This window comes from Dehalococcoides sp. THU4 (assembly GCF_043231265.1).
Lineage (GTDB): Bacteria > Chloroflexota > Dehalococcoidia > Dehalococcoidales > Dehalococcoidaceae > Dehalococcoides > Dehalococcoides mccartyi.
Map to the genome: position 1 here is coordinate 161,065 of NZ_CP171266.1, position 13,675 is coordinate 174,739.

Here is a 13,675-nt window from a genome sequence, read left to right on the forward strand (position 1 = left end):
CTATTATTAATCTTAACACCCCTTACAAATCCGTATCATTATACCCCCCTCCAGACATTATCATCTTCCCATTATGTGATATAATCTACTTTCCAGTTTAAGCTGCAATAATAAATACTCGGAGTTTAGTCTTGAACAGTATCTTAGCTATCAAAAATATTATTATAGAGTCTCTCAGCCAGGCTCTGGAAAAAGCCCGTCAGGAAGGGCAGATTCCGGCGCTCAGCGTAGATATAAGTATAGAGCATCCCCAAAAAACCAATTATGGTGACTATGCCACCAGCCTGCCTTTGCGGCTGGCCAAGGCTACCGGCAAACGCCCCATGGAGCTGGCTGAAATACTGGCCGGCTATATTGAACCCGGCGAAGGCATTGCCAAAATAAGCGTAGCCCCTCCCGGCTTTATAAACTTCACTTTTTCCAAAGAGTGGCTGTGCAGTCTAGTGAATACTGTTCTTGGCGAAGCTGAAAGCTATGGCAATATAAATATGGGCGGCGGCAGCCGCGTTCAAATAGAGTTTGTCAGCGCCAACCCCACCGGGCCTATTCATATAGGGCATGGGCGGGGGGCAGTGCTGGGCAGCACCCTTTCAAACGTGCTTAAAGCGGCCGGTTATTATGTTGAAGAGGAATTTTATATCAATGATGCCGGCAGCCAGATAGACGCTTTCAAGCGTACTCTGTTCGCCCGCTACCAGCAGGCTCTGGGTAAGGAGGCGGCTGTTCCTCAGGATGGTTATCACGGACAGTACATGGTAGAACTAGCAGCCGAAATGGTAGCCAAATACGGGGATAAATACCTGCAAATGCCGCTTGAAATAGCCCAAAATGACCTGGGGGAGATAGGCATGGCACGTATGCTCTGCCTTATAAGTGATGACCTGAAGTCCCTCAAAGTGGATTTTGACGTCTGGTTTTCAGAGAGGTCTTTATATAGCGGCGGGCAGTATAAAACCGCCATGGATATACTTTCGTCCAACAACTATATTGCCGAAAGGGACAATGCCACCTGGTTCAGCTCCACCCTGCTGGGAGACAGCAAGGACAACGTAATAGTCCGCAGTGACGGCACACCCACCTATTTTGCGTCTGATATCGCTTACCACTACAACAAGTTTATTGAACGCAAATTTGACCGGGTTATAAATATCTGGGGGGCAGACCATCAGGGGCATGTATCCCGCATGAAGGCCATGCTAAGCGCTCTGGGTATCAACCCCGAACGGCTTACTACCCTGCTTTTCCAGATGATTACCCTGAAACGGGGCGGTGAGCTGGTACGCCTTTCCAAACGCACCGGCGAAATGATAAGCCTGAGTGAGGTTATTGAGGAAGTGGGAGCAGACGCCTGCCGTTTCTTCTTCCTGTCCCGCTCCACCGAAAGCCAGATGGATTTTGATTTGGAACTGGCCAAAAAGGAATCAGCTGAAAACCCGGTATATTATGTCCAGTATGCCCATGCCCGTATTTGCAGTATTTTGTCTCTGGCAAAAGAAAAAGGGCTTTCTTACAGCGGCGGGGATACCGCCCTGCTTGGGGAAGAAGCCGAGCTTGAGCTTATTCGCAAGATGGCCGAACTGCCTGAGATTGTGGAGACTGTGGCCCGCACCCTTGAACCCCACCACCTGACCTATTACGCCCAGGAACTGGCCAATGCTTTCCACCAGTTTTACAAAGACTGCCGGGTAATTTCAGATAATACTGAACTAAGCTCAGCCCGCCTGAAACTGGTAGACGCCAGCCGTATTGTGCTGGCCAGAACCTTGCACCTTATGGGTATGACCTCACCCCAAAGCATGTAAAGAGCGAAGCCTTTCAAGTTGCAATCAGGGCAGACCATAAATGGTCTGCCCTTTTTAAGTGCCTACTCCGCCGAAATACCTTAGAGAACTAGACAGGTAACGGTGCGGGTAATACCCTCTGCCGCCTGTATCTTTGAGGTGATAAAATCACCTATTCCGGCAAGGGTGTCCCGCTCTACCACGGCAATAATATCATACGGGCCGGTAACCGCATCTATACTGCATATACCGCTAATCTCCCTGAGGTTGTCAGCTATTTTCCCCGCCTGGGCAGGAGCGGCCTCAATAAGGACAAAGGCTTTGGCAGACATATTTATCCTCCCTGCATCTATTCCCCGGACTTTTTTAGGCTATAATAAAGGCATACCTGATATTTGAATACGGCAGGCGGTATGGACTATAATATAACACACTTTTTATGCATTTTTTATTTTTGTGATAAATTTATAAAATATTTTGACGGGAGATATTATGACTCAAACGTCTTACGGATTGCTCAAGGGTAAAAAAGGAATTATATTCGGCCCCTTAAACGAGCAAAGTCTGGGCTGGAAAATAGCCCTGGCCTGCCACCGCGAAGGAGCTAAACTGGCTATTTCCAACATAGCTACCGCCCTTAAAATGGGAAACACCGCCGAACTGGCCCGTATTTGCGGCCAAGCCCCACTGCTGGTTGCAGATGCCACCAGCGATGATGAGCTGAAAGCCCTGTTTGCCGAACTAAAAAACAGCCTGGGGGAGATAGATTTTATAGTCCATTCGGTAGGTATGAGCGCCAATATCCGCAAGAAAATATCGTATGAATCTACCAACTATATTTTTTATAACAAAGGGCTGGAGATTTCAGCCATATCCCTGCACAAAATAATCCGTTATGCCCTTGAAGCCGGGGTATTAAAAGACAACGGCAGCATAGTGGCACTGTCTTATATAGGGGCGCAAAGGGTATTTTCCCAGTACAACGATATGAACGATGCCAAAGCCCTGCTGGAAGCTATTGCCCGAAATTTCGGTTCCCGCCTGGCAGACCGGGGAATAAGGGTAAATACCGTTTCCCAGTCACCTACCCGCACCTCCGCCGGTTCGGGAATAAGCAATTTTGATGCCATGTACGAATATGCAAATCTGCTTGCCCCCTTAGGTAACGCCAGCGGGGAAGAATGCGCTGATTATGTGGTAACCCTGCTTTCAGACCTCAGCCGCAAGGTTACCATGCAAAACCTTTATCATGACGGGGGGTTTTCCAGTGCAGGTATTTCCGAAAAACTGCTTGGCCTGCTGGAACGCAGCCAGCCCGAAGCAGGTGTATAATAGCTTAATCCTTTGAAAGAGAGGGCGTGATGGCCAAAAACTTCAGCCGCCTTATGTTTATATCTGTTTTAGTGTTTCTGGTCAGCTTCTTTATCCACCTTATGCTGGTCAGGCTGTTTGAGATTGATGACACTTTTTGGGTAATTCTGGGCATGGTAGCAGCACCGGCCGGTTTTGCTGTCGGCGCCATAGGGCATCTGGTGCTGCGTTTTTTAAAACCTGATGTCAAGTAAAACTGCCCACAGGCTCTTAACTTGCATGTGGTATAACCTTAATCTATAATAAACTCTGTTTTGTACGAGGACGATAGTGCTGCAATATAATGTAGCCCAGCTGCTGAAGTCACCCATCGGTGCCACCCGCACCTACCAGCTGGACGATGAAATAAATCTGGAGGGCAGCCCTGTCAGGGTATCCGGGGAAGTTACCTTTACCCGTATTGACCGAGGCCTTTTGGTTACCGGACTGCTGGATACCCATATGAACCTTAGCTGTGTCCGCTGTCTAAAGGACTTCAGCTGCCCGGTCAGTATCCGCCTTGAAGAGCGGTTTCTGCCCACCGTAGATGTAGTCCACGGGTTTGAAGTGGATAATTCCGAAGAGCTGGACGCTTTTTTTATTGACGAGCACCATATATTGGATTTGAGCGAGATTATCCGCGAAGGTGCTATAATGGCAACGCCCATGAAACCCCTGTGCTCCGGTGAGTGCCGCGGTTTTGAATATAAAACGAATACTAATTTAACGGAGTAAAATAATGGCTCTACCTAAAAGAAGACTTTCCCATGCCCGCCAGGGTAACCGCCGCGCCCATGTCGCCCTGAGTGCCCCGGCTGTAATGGAATGCCCCCAGTGCAACAGCCCCAAGCTTTCCCATCAGGCCTGTTCCGTCTGCGGTACTTATAACGGCCGGACAGTGGTTGATGTGGACGCCATAGCCAAGAAAAAAGCTGACAAATCCAAGGGTCAGCAGTAATTTCTGTTGGCCGGTTTTAAGGCATGACTGATATTAAAACAGCTTATGTCTTCCCCGGTCAGGGTGCCCAATTCGTGGGCATGGGCCGGGACTTGTATTCGGAGTTTCATTCCGCCAGAGAGCTTTTTGACCTGGCGGATAAAGCTTTGGGATTTTCACTGTCAAAACTGTGTTTTGAAGGGCCGGAAGAAGACCTTAAGGACACCCGCAACTCCCAAAGCGCCATTGTATGCCACAGCCTGTGCGCCCTTGCCGCTTTTATAGAGAGCGGCAAGTCAAAGCTCCTGCCAGAGCCTTCTTTTGTAGCCGGGCATTCGCTGGGTGAATATTCGGCTTTGGGAGCAGGCGGCATACTCCCCTACCCGCAAGCCATTTTGCTTGCCCGCAAACGGGGGGAACTGATGGCGGAAGCAGCCGCCAAAACACCCGGTGCTATGGCGGCCGTTCTCGGCCTTTCGGAAGAAATACTGGCGGATATCTGCCTTAAAACAGGCTGTTACATAGCGAATTACAACTCCCCCGGACAGCTGGTTATCAGCGGCCTGAAAGAGGCTGTAGAAAAAGCTTCTGCCCAAGCCGCAGAGAGCGGTGCTATGAAGGTGGTACCCCTGCAGGTAAGCGGAGGGTTTCATACCCCGCTTATGTCACCGGCTTCTTCCGGTTTAAAAGCAGTACTGGATTCTACCGGGTTTGATACGGCCAGAATACCCCTGGTAGCCAATACCAATGCCAGCCCGCTTACCAATCCGCAGGATATAAAAAGCGAACTGGTCAGCCAGCTGACCGGCGGTGTCCAGTGGCAAAAAAGCATAGAAAACATGATTGCTGCCGGGGTAAATACCTTTGTTGAGATTGGGCCGGGCAAAGTGCTGGCCGGTCTGATTAAAAGAATTAACCGCAGTGTCAGTATCTACAATATAAACGATGCCGCTTCTATCCAAAATTTTAGCGTATAATGGGTAAGATGCTGAGTTTAGACGGCAAAACAGCCCTGATTACCGGCTCCGGCAGGGGCATAGGCAAAGCTATAGCCTTGCACTTTGCCGAAGCGGGGGCAAAAGTGGTGGTAAACAGTCTTTCGCCCGCCGGTGAAGAAGTGGCCGCCCACATACGTTCCAATGGCGGTCAGGCCGTATTTGTTCAGGCAGATGTAAGCCAGAGCAGCGGAGTAGATGCCCTCTTCAAAGCCGCCCAGGAAGCCTTCGGCGGGGTGGATATACTGGTAAACAATGCCGGCATAACCCGTGACCAGCTGACCATGCGTTTATCCGAAGAAGACTGGGACAGTGTAATCCAGACCAACCTGAAAAGTGTATTTTTGTGTTCTAAAGCAGCCCTACGCCAGATGCTGAAAAACCGCTGGGGACGAATAATAAACCTTAGTTCCATAGTGGGTTTAAAGGGCAACCCCGGCCAGGCCAACTATGCCGCAGCCAAAGCCGGCATTCTGGGATTCAGCTGCTCTCTGGCTAAAGAAGTGGCCAGCCGCAATATAACTGTGAATTCCATTGCCCCCGGTTTTATAGAAACCGATATGACCGCCGCTTTGTCTGAAGAGCAAAGGCAGGCCATAGCAGAGCGTATACCCATGCAAAAACTGGGCACAGTGGAAGATGTAGCCGCTTGTGCATTATACTTGGCGAAAGAAGATGCCAAATACATTACCGGACAGGTAATCAGCCTGGACGGCGGTATGTCTATAATATAAGAGAGTAAAGAGTGACAACCAGCAGACGCAAAGCACGTGAAATAGTACTTCAAGCCCTGTACGAACAGGATTTGGCAGGGCATAATGCCGAAGATGTTTTAAAACGCCTTTTGACCGAAACACCCCAGACCGAGGAAAACGCCGAGTTTATTTTCAGGCTGACCAATGCCGTAGTCAAGCACAAGGACCTGCTGGATGAGAATATCCGCCAGTTTGCTTCTGCCTGGCCGGTGGAGCAGCTTTCCTATATTGACAGGAACGTACTTCGTCTGGCCATTTTTGAAATAATCCACGAAAATGATGTACCCATTAAAGTAGCTATTAACGAAGCAGTTGAGCTTGCCAAATCATTTGGGGGCAACTCGTCTGCCAGATTTATAAACGGGGTTCTAAGTTCTGTCAGCAAAGCGCTGGCGGACACAGCAAAGCAACGGGAGGAGTGAAGGAGTGGCAACGGTTTTTGAAAGAGTAAAAAAAGTTAGTGTTGAGCAGCTGGGCGCTGAAGAAAAAGATGTAGTGCCTGCTGCCAGTTTTGCAGATGATTTGGGTGCAGATTCCCTGGATCAGGTAGAGCTTATTATGGCACTGGAAACCGAATTCGGTACACCCGATGCCAAGTTTGAAATACCTGATACTGACGCCGAAAAGTTAAAGACAGTACAGGCTGTGGTGGACTACCTTAAGTCCAAAGGCATAAAAGACAGCTAATACCGCCTTTAAAACCACCATATTCAAAAGGGTTTTAAAACATCTGAAATCCGGCCCGGGCATTTTAGTGCCTTTTAATCCGTTATTTTTATATCTCGGACAGCAAAAAGGTATATACCCTGAAATTCCGGATAGACAGTCTGCAGTGCTGTTGTCTTGAAAAAAATGCAAAACAAAAGGCTAACCCCTGCCCGGCCGCATGGCCAAGACAGGGGTACCCTTAAATAATCCGCTTTACTGGCTAGATTCGGGTTAAGACCGCTCTCAGGCGGTATCCTGCCCGAACTTACACCCTGTATAGCGTTCCACTACCTTGCGGAAATGGTATCCGTAAATAGACAGGGTAACGGCCAGAGGAAATGCCTTGGGGTTTTTTATCAGGGTAGAACCCAGAAGCTTCCAGTAATACTTCCGGCTGTTATCCACAATACCCAGATGCCACACAGACCGCATAAATGCCCGCAGGCGCTGGGCGGATACCGGTTTGACCCTCCCTTTGGGCTTAGGATGATACCTGGATATAAGCACAGCTACCCGCTGATAATATTCGCGGGGGGCGTAGATAACTGAAAGCACCCGGTTATAGCCATTTATAAGGACCTCGGTCTTCATGCGGGGTATAAAGTTCAGGCTGCAGTCTGTATTGTCTCCCCGGAAATCTTCCAGCAGGCGTTTTTCTTTCTTAAGACGGTTCCACAAACGGGTGCCTCTGGGGGCATTCAAAAGCCCGACCATAGCGGTCACAATACCGCTCTGCTGAATGAAATTTATCTGGGCACGGAAGATAGAGGCCGGGTCACTGTCAAAACCCAATATGAAACCGCCTTGCACCTGAATACCGGCCTGCTGAATTTTTTCAATTGAACTCAGCATATCCCTGTTGGTATTCTGGTGTTTGGAACACTCCGCCAGACTTTCCGGGTTGGGTGTTTCCACCCCCACAAATACAGTATCAAAGCCAGCTTCTACCATAAGATGCAGCAGTTCTGCATCATCTGCCAGATTGATAGATACCTCGGTATTAAATGAAAAAGGATAACCCTTCCGTTTCTGCCAGGCTATGACTGCCGGCAGTATATCAGACTTGAGTTTATTTTTGTTGCCGATAAAGTTGTCATCTACAAAGAAAACCCCCGAACGCCAGCCGGACTTGTAGAGAGCATCCAGCTCTGCCAGAACCTGCCCCCGGCTTTTGGAACGGGGAAGCCGGCCGTTTAAAACTACAATATCACAAAACTCGCAATTAAACGGACAGCCCCGCGAATACTGAAGGCTCATGGAAGAGTACTCTTTTGACTTGACCAGATTCCAGAGGGGAATAGGTGTATCGGCAAGGTCAGATTTCTCTTTTTCAGGGTAGACTGCCGCCGCTTTTCCCGCCTCCAAATCAGCCACAAAATCCGCCAGAGAGTTTTCCACTTCACCCAGAATCAGGTGGTCTATATCTTTAAGTGTTTCCGCCTCAGCCGTAAAATACGGCCCGCCGGCCACCACTTTTCTACCAAGGGCATGGCAACGGTCTATACATTCGTGGGCAGATTTTTGCTGGACGGCCATGGCGCTTATAAAAACATAATCTGCCGCCAGTATATCTTTATCCGCCAGGTTTTCAATGTTAAGGTCTACCAGCTTTTTCTGCCAGTTCTCCGGCAGCATGGCGGCCAGAGTCAAAAGACCCAAAGGCGGAAAAGAGGCTTTTTTAGAGATGAATTTCAAGGCATGCTTGAAACTCCAGAAGGTGTCCGGGTAGCGGGGATAAAGGAGTAAAATTTTCATTTGAATCTCCTGGGGTAGGATATTTGAATATTTTGAATAATATCATAAATACTCTTCATTTTAAACTCCGCCTAGCCCAGCCGCCAGACAACCTCTTCCAGCGCTTCTTTCCAGCTGTCACCCAGCTTTTTATACTGGACAGACACCTGATTACGCCCTACCAGCACCCCTGCTCTCAGCGGCTCAAGCACGGTTTTGTTTATTATCAGCCCGCCCAGCATCCGCACCACTATCTGGCTGCCTTCGGTCACTATGGTATCCACGTGGGCTTTTTTGGCCAGCAAACGCAGGCGGAGGGAGTAAAGCAGGTTTTCAAGCTCCGGCGGTATTTGTCCAAACCGGTCTGCCAGCTCTTTTCCCTTTTCCAACACTCCCGCCAGATTGGTAATGGCTGATAACTGCTGGTAAATAGATAAACGTAAATCCAAATCCTGAATATAATATTCGGGTATAAAGGCATCTAAAGGTAAATCCAGCTTGGGGGCGGGCATATTCTGGATACGTATTTCCTCTTTGGAAAGCCCGCTGCCCTTGGCCTTCAGCCCGGCCACAGCCTCTGACAGCATCTGGGTATACAGGTTGAAACCGACCGAATTTATATAGCCGGACTGTTTTACCCCCAGCAAAGTCCCCGCACCCCGTATTTCCAAATCTTTCATGGCAATACCGTAGCCTGCCCCAAGCTCGGCTGCCTCGTAAATAGTTTTCAGGCGTTTTTCGGCATCAGATGTCAGGCGTTTATCTTTTTCATACAGGAAATAAGCATAAGCCAGCTGGGAGCTGCGTCCCACCCGCCCCCGCAGTTGGTAAAGCTGGGTAAGCCCGAAGCGGTCTGCCCGGTTTATGATAAGGGTATTGGCATTAGGCACATCCACCCCGGACTCTATAATGGTGGTGCATACCAGCACATCCAGCTCGTGCCGCACAAAATCAGCCATGACAGCGGCCAGTTTTTCTTCGGCCATCTGCCCGTGGGCAATGCCGATACGGGCTTCGGGGACAAGCTGCTGAATACGCTCTGCCAGCAGATTTATGCCCATCACCCGGTTATTTACAAAAAATACCTGCCCGTTCCTTTCCATCTCCCGCAGTATGGCCTCACGTATCAGCCTCTCATCAAAAGCGGCTACTACTGTTTTGATGGGCAGGCGTTCACCGGGCGGGGTTTCTATAATACTCATATCCCGCACCCCCACCAAAGACATGTGCAAAGTGCGGGGGATGGGGGTAGCGCTGAGGGTAAGCACATCTACCTGAGCCCGCAGCTTCTTAAAAAACTCCTTGTGAGCTACCCCAAAACGCTGTTCTTCGTCTATTATGACCAGCCCCAAATCTTTAAACTTTATATCAGCCTGAATCAGGCGGTGAGTACCTATGCAGATATCCACCTCACCCCTTTCCAGATTTTCAACCGTGGTTTTCTGTTCAGAGGGGCTGCAAAAACGGCTAAGCACCTCTATTTTGACGGGGAAAGTAGCCAGCCGCTCACGGAAAGTGGTGTAATGCTGCTGGGCAAGCACGGTAGTAGGCACTAAGACTGCCACCTGCTTGCCGTCCATAACCGCCTTGAAGGCTGCCCGTATGGCTACTTCGGTTTTACCATAACCCACGTCCCCCAGTATAAGCCTGTCCATAGGGCGGGGGTTTTCCATATCTGCCTTGATATCATACAGGGCTTTCAGCTGGTCAGGCGTTTCCAGATACGGGAAAGATGCCTCCATTTCCTGCTGCCAGACGGTATCCGTGGAAAACGGGTATCCGCTGGCCATTTCACGTTTGGCATAAATATCAAGGAGTTCACGGGCGGTTTCCTCCGCAGATTCGCTGGCCTTTTCTTTAGCCCTTTGCCATTCCTGAGTACCCAAACGGTGCAAAGACGGCGGTTCATCCCCGCTGCCTATAAAACGGTTTACCCTGTCCATCTGGTCTGTGGGGACGTAGAGTTTGTCACCGCCGGCATAATTGAGTATCAGGTACTCTTTATCCATGCCGTCACGGTTCAAGTGGCTGACCCCGCTGAACAAGGCCACCCCGTGGTCTATATGAACCACAAATTCCCCCGGTTTTATATCCAGCACCACGCTCTTGCGGGCAGACGGGCGTTTGGAAGGCAGACGCCGCTCTTTTACAAAGCCGAACAGTTCGGCATCAGTTAGTACGTGAACATTGCCGCTGAGATTCCAGCCGCCGCCCAGTATTCCCTGAACCAGACTAAGGCTGGAGGGGGGAGGGGGTTTCAAAATATCTGTTTGGACAGATGCTGAAATACCATGCTCTTTTAGAAGCTCTGCCAGACGGGCAGCCTGATGGCTGATGATAACTACCCGGCCTGTATGCCCTTTCAGTTCCCCCAGTTTTTCATACAAAGCGGATAAACGCCCCACGTAGTTATCTTGAGAGGCAAAATCCAGCTTTAAAGACTCACTTTCCCGCCCGAAAGAGGCCATAATAAGACGTTTTTTGGTTTTCAGCTTGGCAGATATCTCTTCCCAACTGAAATAGGGGCGGGGATAAACCGAAGGCAGCTCACCCTGTGACAAACGGTCAGAGCGCAGCTCTTCGGCTTCTTTATCCAGATGGGAGGCCGCCTGCTCTATGGAGGCTGGCTCATCCAGCACCACCAGCGCATCTGCCGGCAGGTAATCAAATATGCTTGAGGTGTTAAACAGGGGGGCAAAAAAATCAGGGTATTCGGGCTTAAGCCCTTCCTTAAGGCGGGCTATATCTGCGGACAAAGTGCGGTTGAATTCGGGATTAAGGTTATCAGTAAGCAAAGCCTCCAGCCTGGCGTTAAGTTCCTTAGCGGGCAGCTGCCCCAGATGAAACAACTCGCTTGCCGGGCTTATGGTAAGTTCATTCAGACTTTTGCCCGAACGCTGGCTTTGGGGGTCAAAAACACGCAGGCTTTCCAGCGTATTGCCGAAAAACTCCAGCCGTACCGGGTTATCTTCGGTATAGGGGAAAATATCCAGTATGCCGCCCCGGCGGGAATATGTACCCGGTATTTCCACAATATTTTCCTGGCGGTAGCCCAGCTGCTGAAAACGGCGTATCAGCTCCTGGGGTTCTGTTTCCAAACCAGTCCAGACCTGCAAAAATGACTGCTTGAATATTTCCGGCGATACATAACGCTGAAGAAGAGCCGGTACGGCACTGACTATTATCTGGGCGTCTTGGCTGCGGATAAACCCGCCCAGAATACCTGCCAGACGCATCTTTTCCAGTGAGGTATTGCGGTCAGAAACAGCCCGCTGGTACGGCAGCAAACTGGGGTCAGGCAAAAACCCCGGCTCTCCCCCGGTATAAGCAGCTATCTGCACCAGCAATTCCCTGGCCCGCTCCGGCTGTGAGGTAATAATAAGCATGGGGCATTTGAGTTTACGGTATACAGCTGCCAGACTGAAACCCCGCCCCGCATCCAAAACAGAAATATCAGCCTCACCTTTGTCCAGAGCTTCAAACAAGCTGTTAAATGACGGGCTTTGGTCTATAAGGGGCAGCAAACCGCTAAGATTCAATATCTTCTCCAAACACATCTAGGGGCTTGCCGTAAAAGGCAGCCCCATTTGAAAATTGTATCACCGGGAAGAGCCTTCCCTCAAGTCTGGCGGCAACTTATACGGGGGAATTCTTGTTCTGGCTTAACTTGCTTGCTATAATGACTTATTTATGAACGGAAATTGTTACAAACGGATTGTAATAAAGCTAGGGACAAGCCTGCTGACCGGAGGCACAGGCAAGCTTGACCATGAGCGCATGGCGGATTTATGCCGCCAGATAGCTGACCTGACCCGTTTAGGTACGGAGATAATTATTGTTTCCTCCGGGGCAATTGCCGCCGGACGGGCTAAAATGGGTCTCAGGCATATCCCGAAAGATGTGCCTTTCAAGCAGGTGCTGGCGGCTATAGGCCAGAGCCAGCTTATGAATTATTATGACCAGCTGTTCAGCCCCCACGGGCTGACTGTTGCCCAGGGTCTGCTGACCAAGAGCGATTTGTCTGACCGTTCCGGTTATTTAAACGCCAGAAATACCCTGCTGGCTTTAATGGAGCTGGGAGTTATAACTATTGTCAATGAAAATGACGTGGTGGCAGTAGATGAAATCCAGCAGGCCAAATTCGGGGATAATGACAACCTGTCTGCCATGGTAGCCAACCTGATAGAGGCTGATTTGCTGCTGATACTGACTAATATCCGCGGGCTTTATACGGCTGACCCCACCCTCCACCCGGATGCCCGGCTGATAACCGAAGTTAAAGAGATTACCGAAGAGCTGGAGAAACTGGCTGCCGGCAGTTCCAACAAGCTGGGTACCGGCGGCATGGTTACCAAGCTGGAGGCCGCCAGGCTGGCAACATCTTCGGGGGTAAATGTCATCATAGCAGACGGGCATATACCTGATATTATCCTTAAACTGGCCAGCGGGGAAACCGAAGGTACCCGCTTTATGCCTTCACTCCACAAACCGGACAGCCGCCAGCGCTGGATGATGAGCGGGCTTTGCACCCGCGGCAATATCTGCATAGATGACGGGGCGGTCAAAGCTATAAAGGAAAACCAGAAAAGCCTGCTTGCCGCCGGGGTGCAACAATCCGAGGGCAAATTCGGGCGGGGGGATATTGTAAAACTGAGCGACAGCCGCGGCAAACGGCTGGGCTATGGCATAACCAACTATTCTTCAGATGATGTTTCAAAGATAAAAGGGCTGCATACTGACGAAATAAACACAGTTCTGGCAGGCAATCAAGGCCCGGAAATAATTCACCGCAATAACCTGGTGGTAATTTAACGGAGGTAGGTCATGGCACTGGGCAGTATATACCTGGGAGACCAGCTGATAGGGGAGGTAGAGTATACCCTTCAGGATAGTTCTGATTCCCGCTGGTGGGGCGAACTGGTCTTCACCGAATACCACAAGGTAGCTGACGGCGGCGGTTATTCCATCCGCACCGAAGACGGAAAACAAGGGCGCTGTACCCTTAAAAAGAAACTGAACAAAGCCGTTTACGGTATGCCTTCACGCCATTTTTATCTCTTTCAGGGTATGAGCCCGCTTAAAACCCCGTGAGTATCAAATATACAAACGGCTCAGGCCATATTTACCTGAAGGACGTGGACAAACCGCTGGCGGATGTCCAGTATAATCTGATGGAAACCAACCCCAGCCAGTATACATCCGCCAAGTGGTGGGGAGAAATAACATCCTCAAAAGAGCTGAAACCCTCTGAATACATTTTTGAAACGGAAGACGGGCGCAGGGGCAGTGTGGTTATCAGCCTTATTACCCCGCCGGGACGTAAACTTCAGAAGTACCGTTATCTGGTAAACGGCAGGGGTACGCTGGGAAACCTGTACAGCAAATACGGACAAAAAAAGCCCGGCACGCTTTAAA

At 49.9% G+C, this 13,675-nt stretch carries 15 protein-coding genes; 12 read left to right on the forward strand and 3 right to left on the reverse strand.

All coding sequences use genetic code 11. The features are described 5' to 3' along the window. The first annotated feature begins 131 nt into the window (after positions 1–131). Positions 132–1,802: an arginine--tRNA ligase gene (gene argS, locus ACE6F3_RS00835; protein ID WP_278532493.1), complete on the forward strand. Its 1,671-nt coding sequence runs from the start codon at positions 132–134 to the stop codon at positions 1,800–1,802. Positions 1,803–1,882: 80 nt separating this feature from the next. On the opposite strand, the gene ACE6F3_RS00840 is transcribed toward argS, so the two are convergent. Beyond that, positions 1,883–2,113, reverse strand: coding sequence for an Lrp/AsnC ligand binding domain-containing protein (locus ACE6F3_RS00840; RefSeq protein ID WP_041342752.1), 231 nt, complete (start codon positions 2,111–2,113; stop codon positions 1,883–1,885). Positions 2,114–2,273: 160 nt separating this feature from the next. Between ACE6F3_RS00840 and ACE6F3_RS00845 the strand changes: the two genes are divergently transcribed. From ACE6F3_RS00845 to acpP, 8 genes are all read left to right on the forward strand, one after another. Then, positions 2,274–3,113: an enoyl-ACP reductase gene (locus ACE6F3_RS00845; protein ID WP_279115373.1), complete on the forward strand. Its 840-nt coding sequence runs from the start codon at positions 2,274–2,276 to the stop codon at positions 3,111–3,113. 29 nt (positions 3,114–3,142) lie between these two features. After that, complete coding sequence (locus tag ACE6F3_RS00850; protein ID WP_278532491.1) at positions 3,143–3,346, forward strand: hypothetical protein; 204 nt, start codon at positions 3,143–3,145, stop codon at positions 3,344–3,346. A gap of 76 nt (positions 3,347–3,422) precedes the next feature. After that, complete coding sequence (locus tag ACE6F3_RS00855; protein WP_041342761.1) at positions 3,423–3,866, forward strand: DUF177 domain-containing protein; 444 nt, start codon at positions 3,423–3,425, stop codon at positions 3,864–3,866. Positions 3,867–3,870: 4 nt separating this feature from the next. After that, positions 3,871–4,089, forward strand: coding sequence for a 50S ribosomal protein L32 (gene rpmF / locus ACE6F3_RS00860; RefSeq protein ID WP_010936964.1), 219 nt, complete (start codon positions 3,871–3,873; stop codon positions 4,087–4,089). A 23-nt stretch (positions 4,090–4,112) separates the two neighbouring features. Continuing rightward, positions 4,113–5,045, forward strand: a complete 933-nt coding sequence (gene fabD, locus ACE6F3_RS00865; protein ID WP_278532490.1) for an ACP S-malonyltransferase — start codon at positions 4,113–4,115, stop codon at positions 5,043–5,045. Further along, positions 5,045–5,797: a 3-oxoacyl-[acyl-carrier-protein] reductase gene (gene fabG / locus ACE6F3_RS00870; RefSeq protein WP_278532489.1), complete on the forward strand. Its 753-nt coding sequence runs from the start codon at positions 5,045–5,047 to the stop codon at positions 5,795–5,797. Before fabD ends, fabG begins: the two co-directional genes overlap by 1 nt. A gap of 11 nt (positions 5,798–5,808) precedes the next feature. Beyond that, positions 5,809–6,240, forward strand: a complete 432-nt coding sequence (nusB, locus tag ACE6F3_RS00875; protein WP_041342771.1) for a transcription antitermination factor NusB — start codon at positions 5,809–5,811, stop codon at positions 6,238–6,240. Between the two features lie 4 nt (positions 6,241–6,244). After that, a complete protein-coding gene (gene acpP / locus ACE6F3_RS00880; protein WP_010936968.1) occupies positions 6,245–6,505 on the forward strand; it encodes an acyl carrier protein in 261 nt (86 codons plus the stop codon). Between the two features lie 264 nt (positions 6,506–6,769). Here acpP and ACE6F3_RS00885 read toward each other — a convergent pair whose 3' ends face one another. Together ACE6F3_RS00885 and mfd are read right to left on the reverse strand one after the other, a co-directional pair. Next, positions 6,770–8,281: a B12-binding domain-containing radical SAM protein gene (locus ACE6F3_RS00885; protein WP_278532488.1), complete on the reverse strand. Its 1,512-nt coding sequence runs from the start codon at positions 8,279–8,281 to the stop codon at positions 6,770–6,772. 71 nt (positions 8,282–8,352) lie between these two features. Continuing rightward, positions 8,353–11,799, reverse strand: a complete 3,447-nt coding sequence (gene mfd, locus ACE6F3_RS00890; RefSeq protein ID WP_279115369.1) for a transcription-repair coupling factor — start codon at positions 11,797–11,799, stop codon at positions 8,353–8,355. Positions 11,800–11,950: 151 nt separating this feature from the next. Between mfd and proB the strand changes: the two genes are divergently transcribed. The 3 genes from proB to ACE6F3_RS00905 are packed head-to-tail and all read left to right on the forward strand — an operon-like array spanning position 11,951 to position 13,674. Continuing rightward, positions 11,951–13,072, forward strand: coding sequence for a glutamate 5-kinase (gene proB, locus ACE6F3_RS00895; RefSeq protein WP_096476859.1), 1,122 nt, complete (start codon positions 11,951–11,953; stop codon positions 13,070–13,072). A gap of 12 nt (positions 13,073–13,084) precedes the next feature. After that, positions 13,085–13,351, forward strand: a complete 267-nt coding sequence (locus ACE6F3_RS00900; protein WP_010936972.1) for a hypothetical protein — start codon at positions 13,085–13,087, stop codon at positions 13,349–13,351. Further along, on the forward strand, positions 13,348–13,674 hold the full coding sequence (locus tag ACE6F3_RS00905; protein ID WP_096476860.1) for a hypothetical protein: 327 nt from the start codon (positions 13,348–13,350) through the stop codon (positions 13,672–13,674). Before ACE6F3_RS00900 ends, ACE6F3_RS00905 begins: the two co-directional genes overlap by 4 nt. Position 13,675 lies beyond the last annotated feature (1 nt).

What these genes read in the sequence shown, in the direction of transcription:
- ACE6F3_RS00845 (WP_279115373.1), top strand. Translation starts at nt 2,274, where the DNA reads ATGACTCAAACGTCTTACGGATTGCTCAAGGGTAAAAAAGGAATTATA.
- fabG (WP_278532489.1), top strand. Translation starts at nt 5,045, where the DNA reads ATGGGTAAGATGCTGAGTTTAGACGGCAAAACAGCCCTGATTACCGGC.
- ACE6F3_RS00850 (WP_278532491.1), top strand. Translation starts at nt 3,143, where the DNA reads ATGGCCAAAAACTTCAGCCGCCTTATGTTTATATCTGTTTTAGTGTTT.
- proB (WP_096476859.1), top strand. Translation starts at nt 11,951, where the DNA reads ATGAACGGAAATTGTTACAAACGGATTGTAATAAAGCTAGGGACAAGC.
- fabD (WP_278532490.1), top strand. Translation starts at nt 4,113, where the DNA reads ATGACTGATATTAAAACAGCTTATGTCTTCCCCGGTCAGGGTGCCCAA.
- rpmF (WP_010936964.1), top strand. Translation starts at nt 3,871, where the DNA reads ATGGCTCTACCTAAAAGAAGACTTTCCCATGCCCGCCAGGGTAACCGC.
- ACE6F3_RS00885 (WP_278532488.1), bottom strand. Translation starts at nt 8,281, where the DNA reads ATGAAAATTTTACTCCTTTATCCCCGCTACCCGGACACCTTCTGGAGT.
- ACE6F3_RS00900 (WP_010936972.1), top strand. Translation starts at nt 13,085, where the DNA reads ATGGCACTGGGCAGTATATACCTGGGAGACCAGCTGATAGGGGAGGTA.
- ACE6F3_RS00840 (WP_041342752.1), bottom strand. Translation starts at nt 2,113, where the DNA reads ATGTCTGCCAAAGCCTTTGTCCTTATTGAGGCCGCTCCTGCCCAGGCG.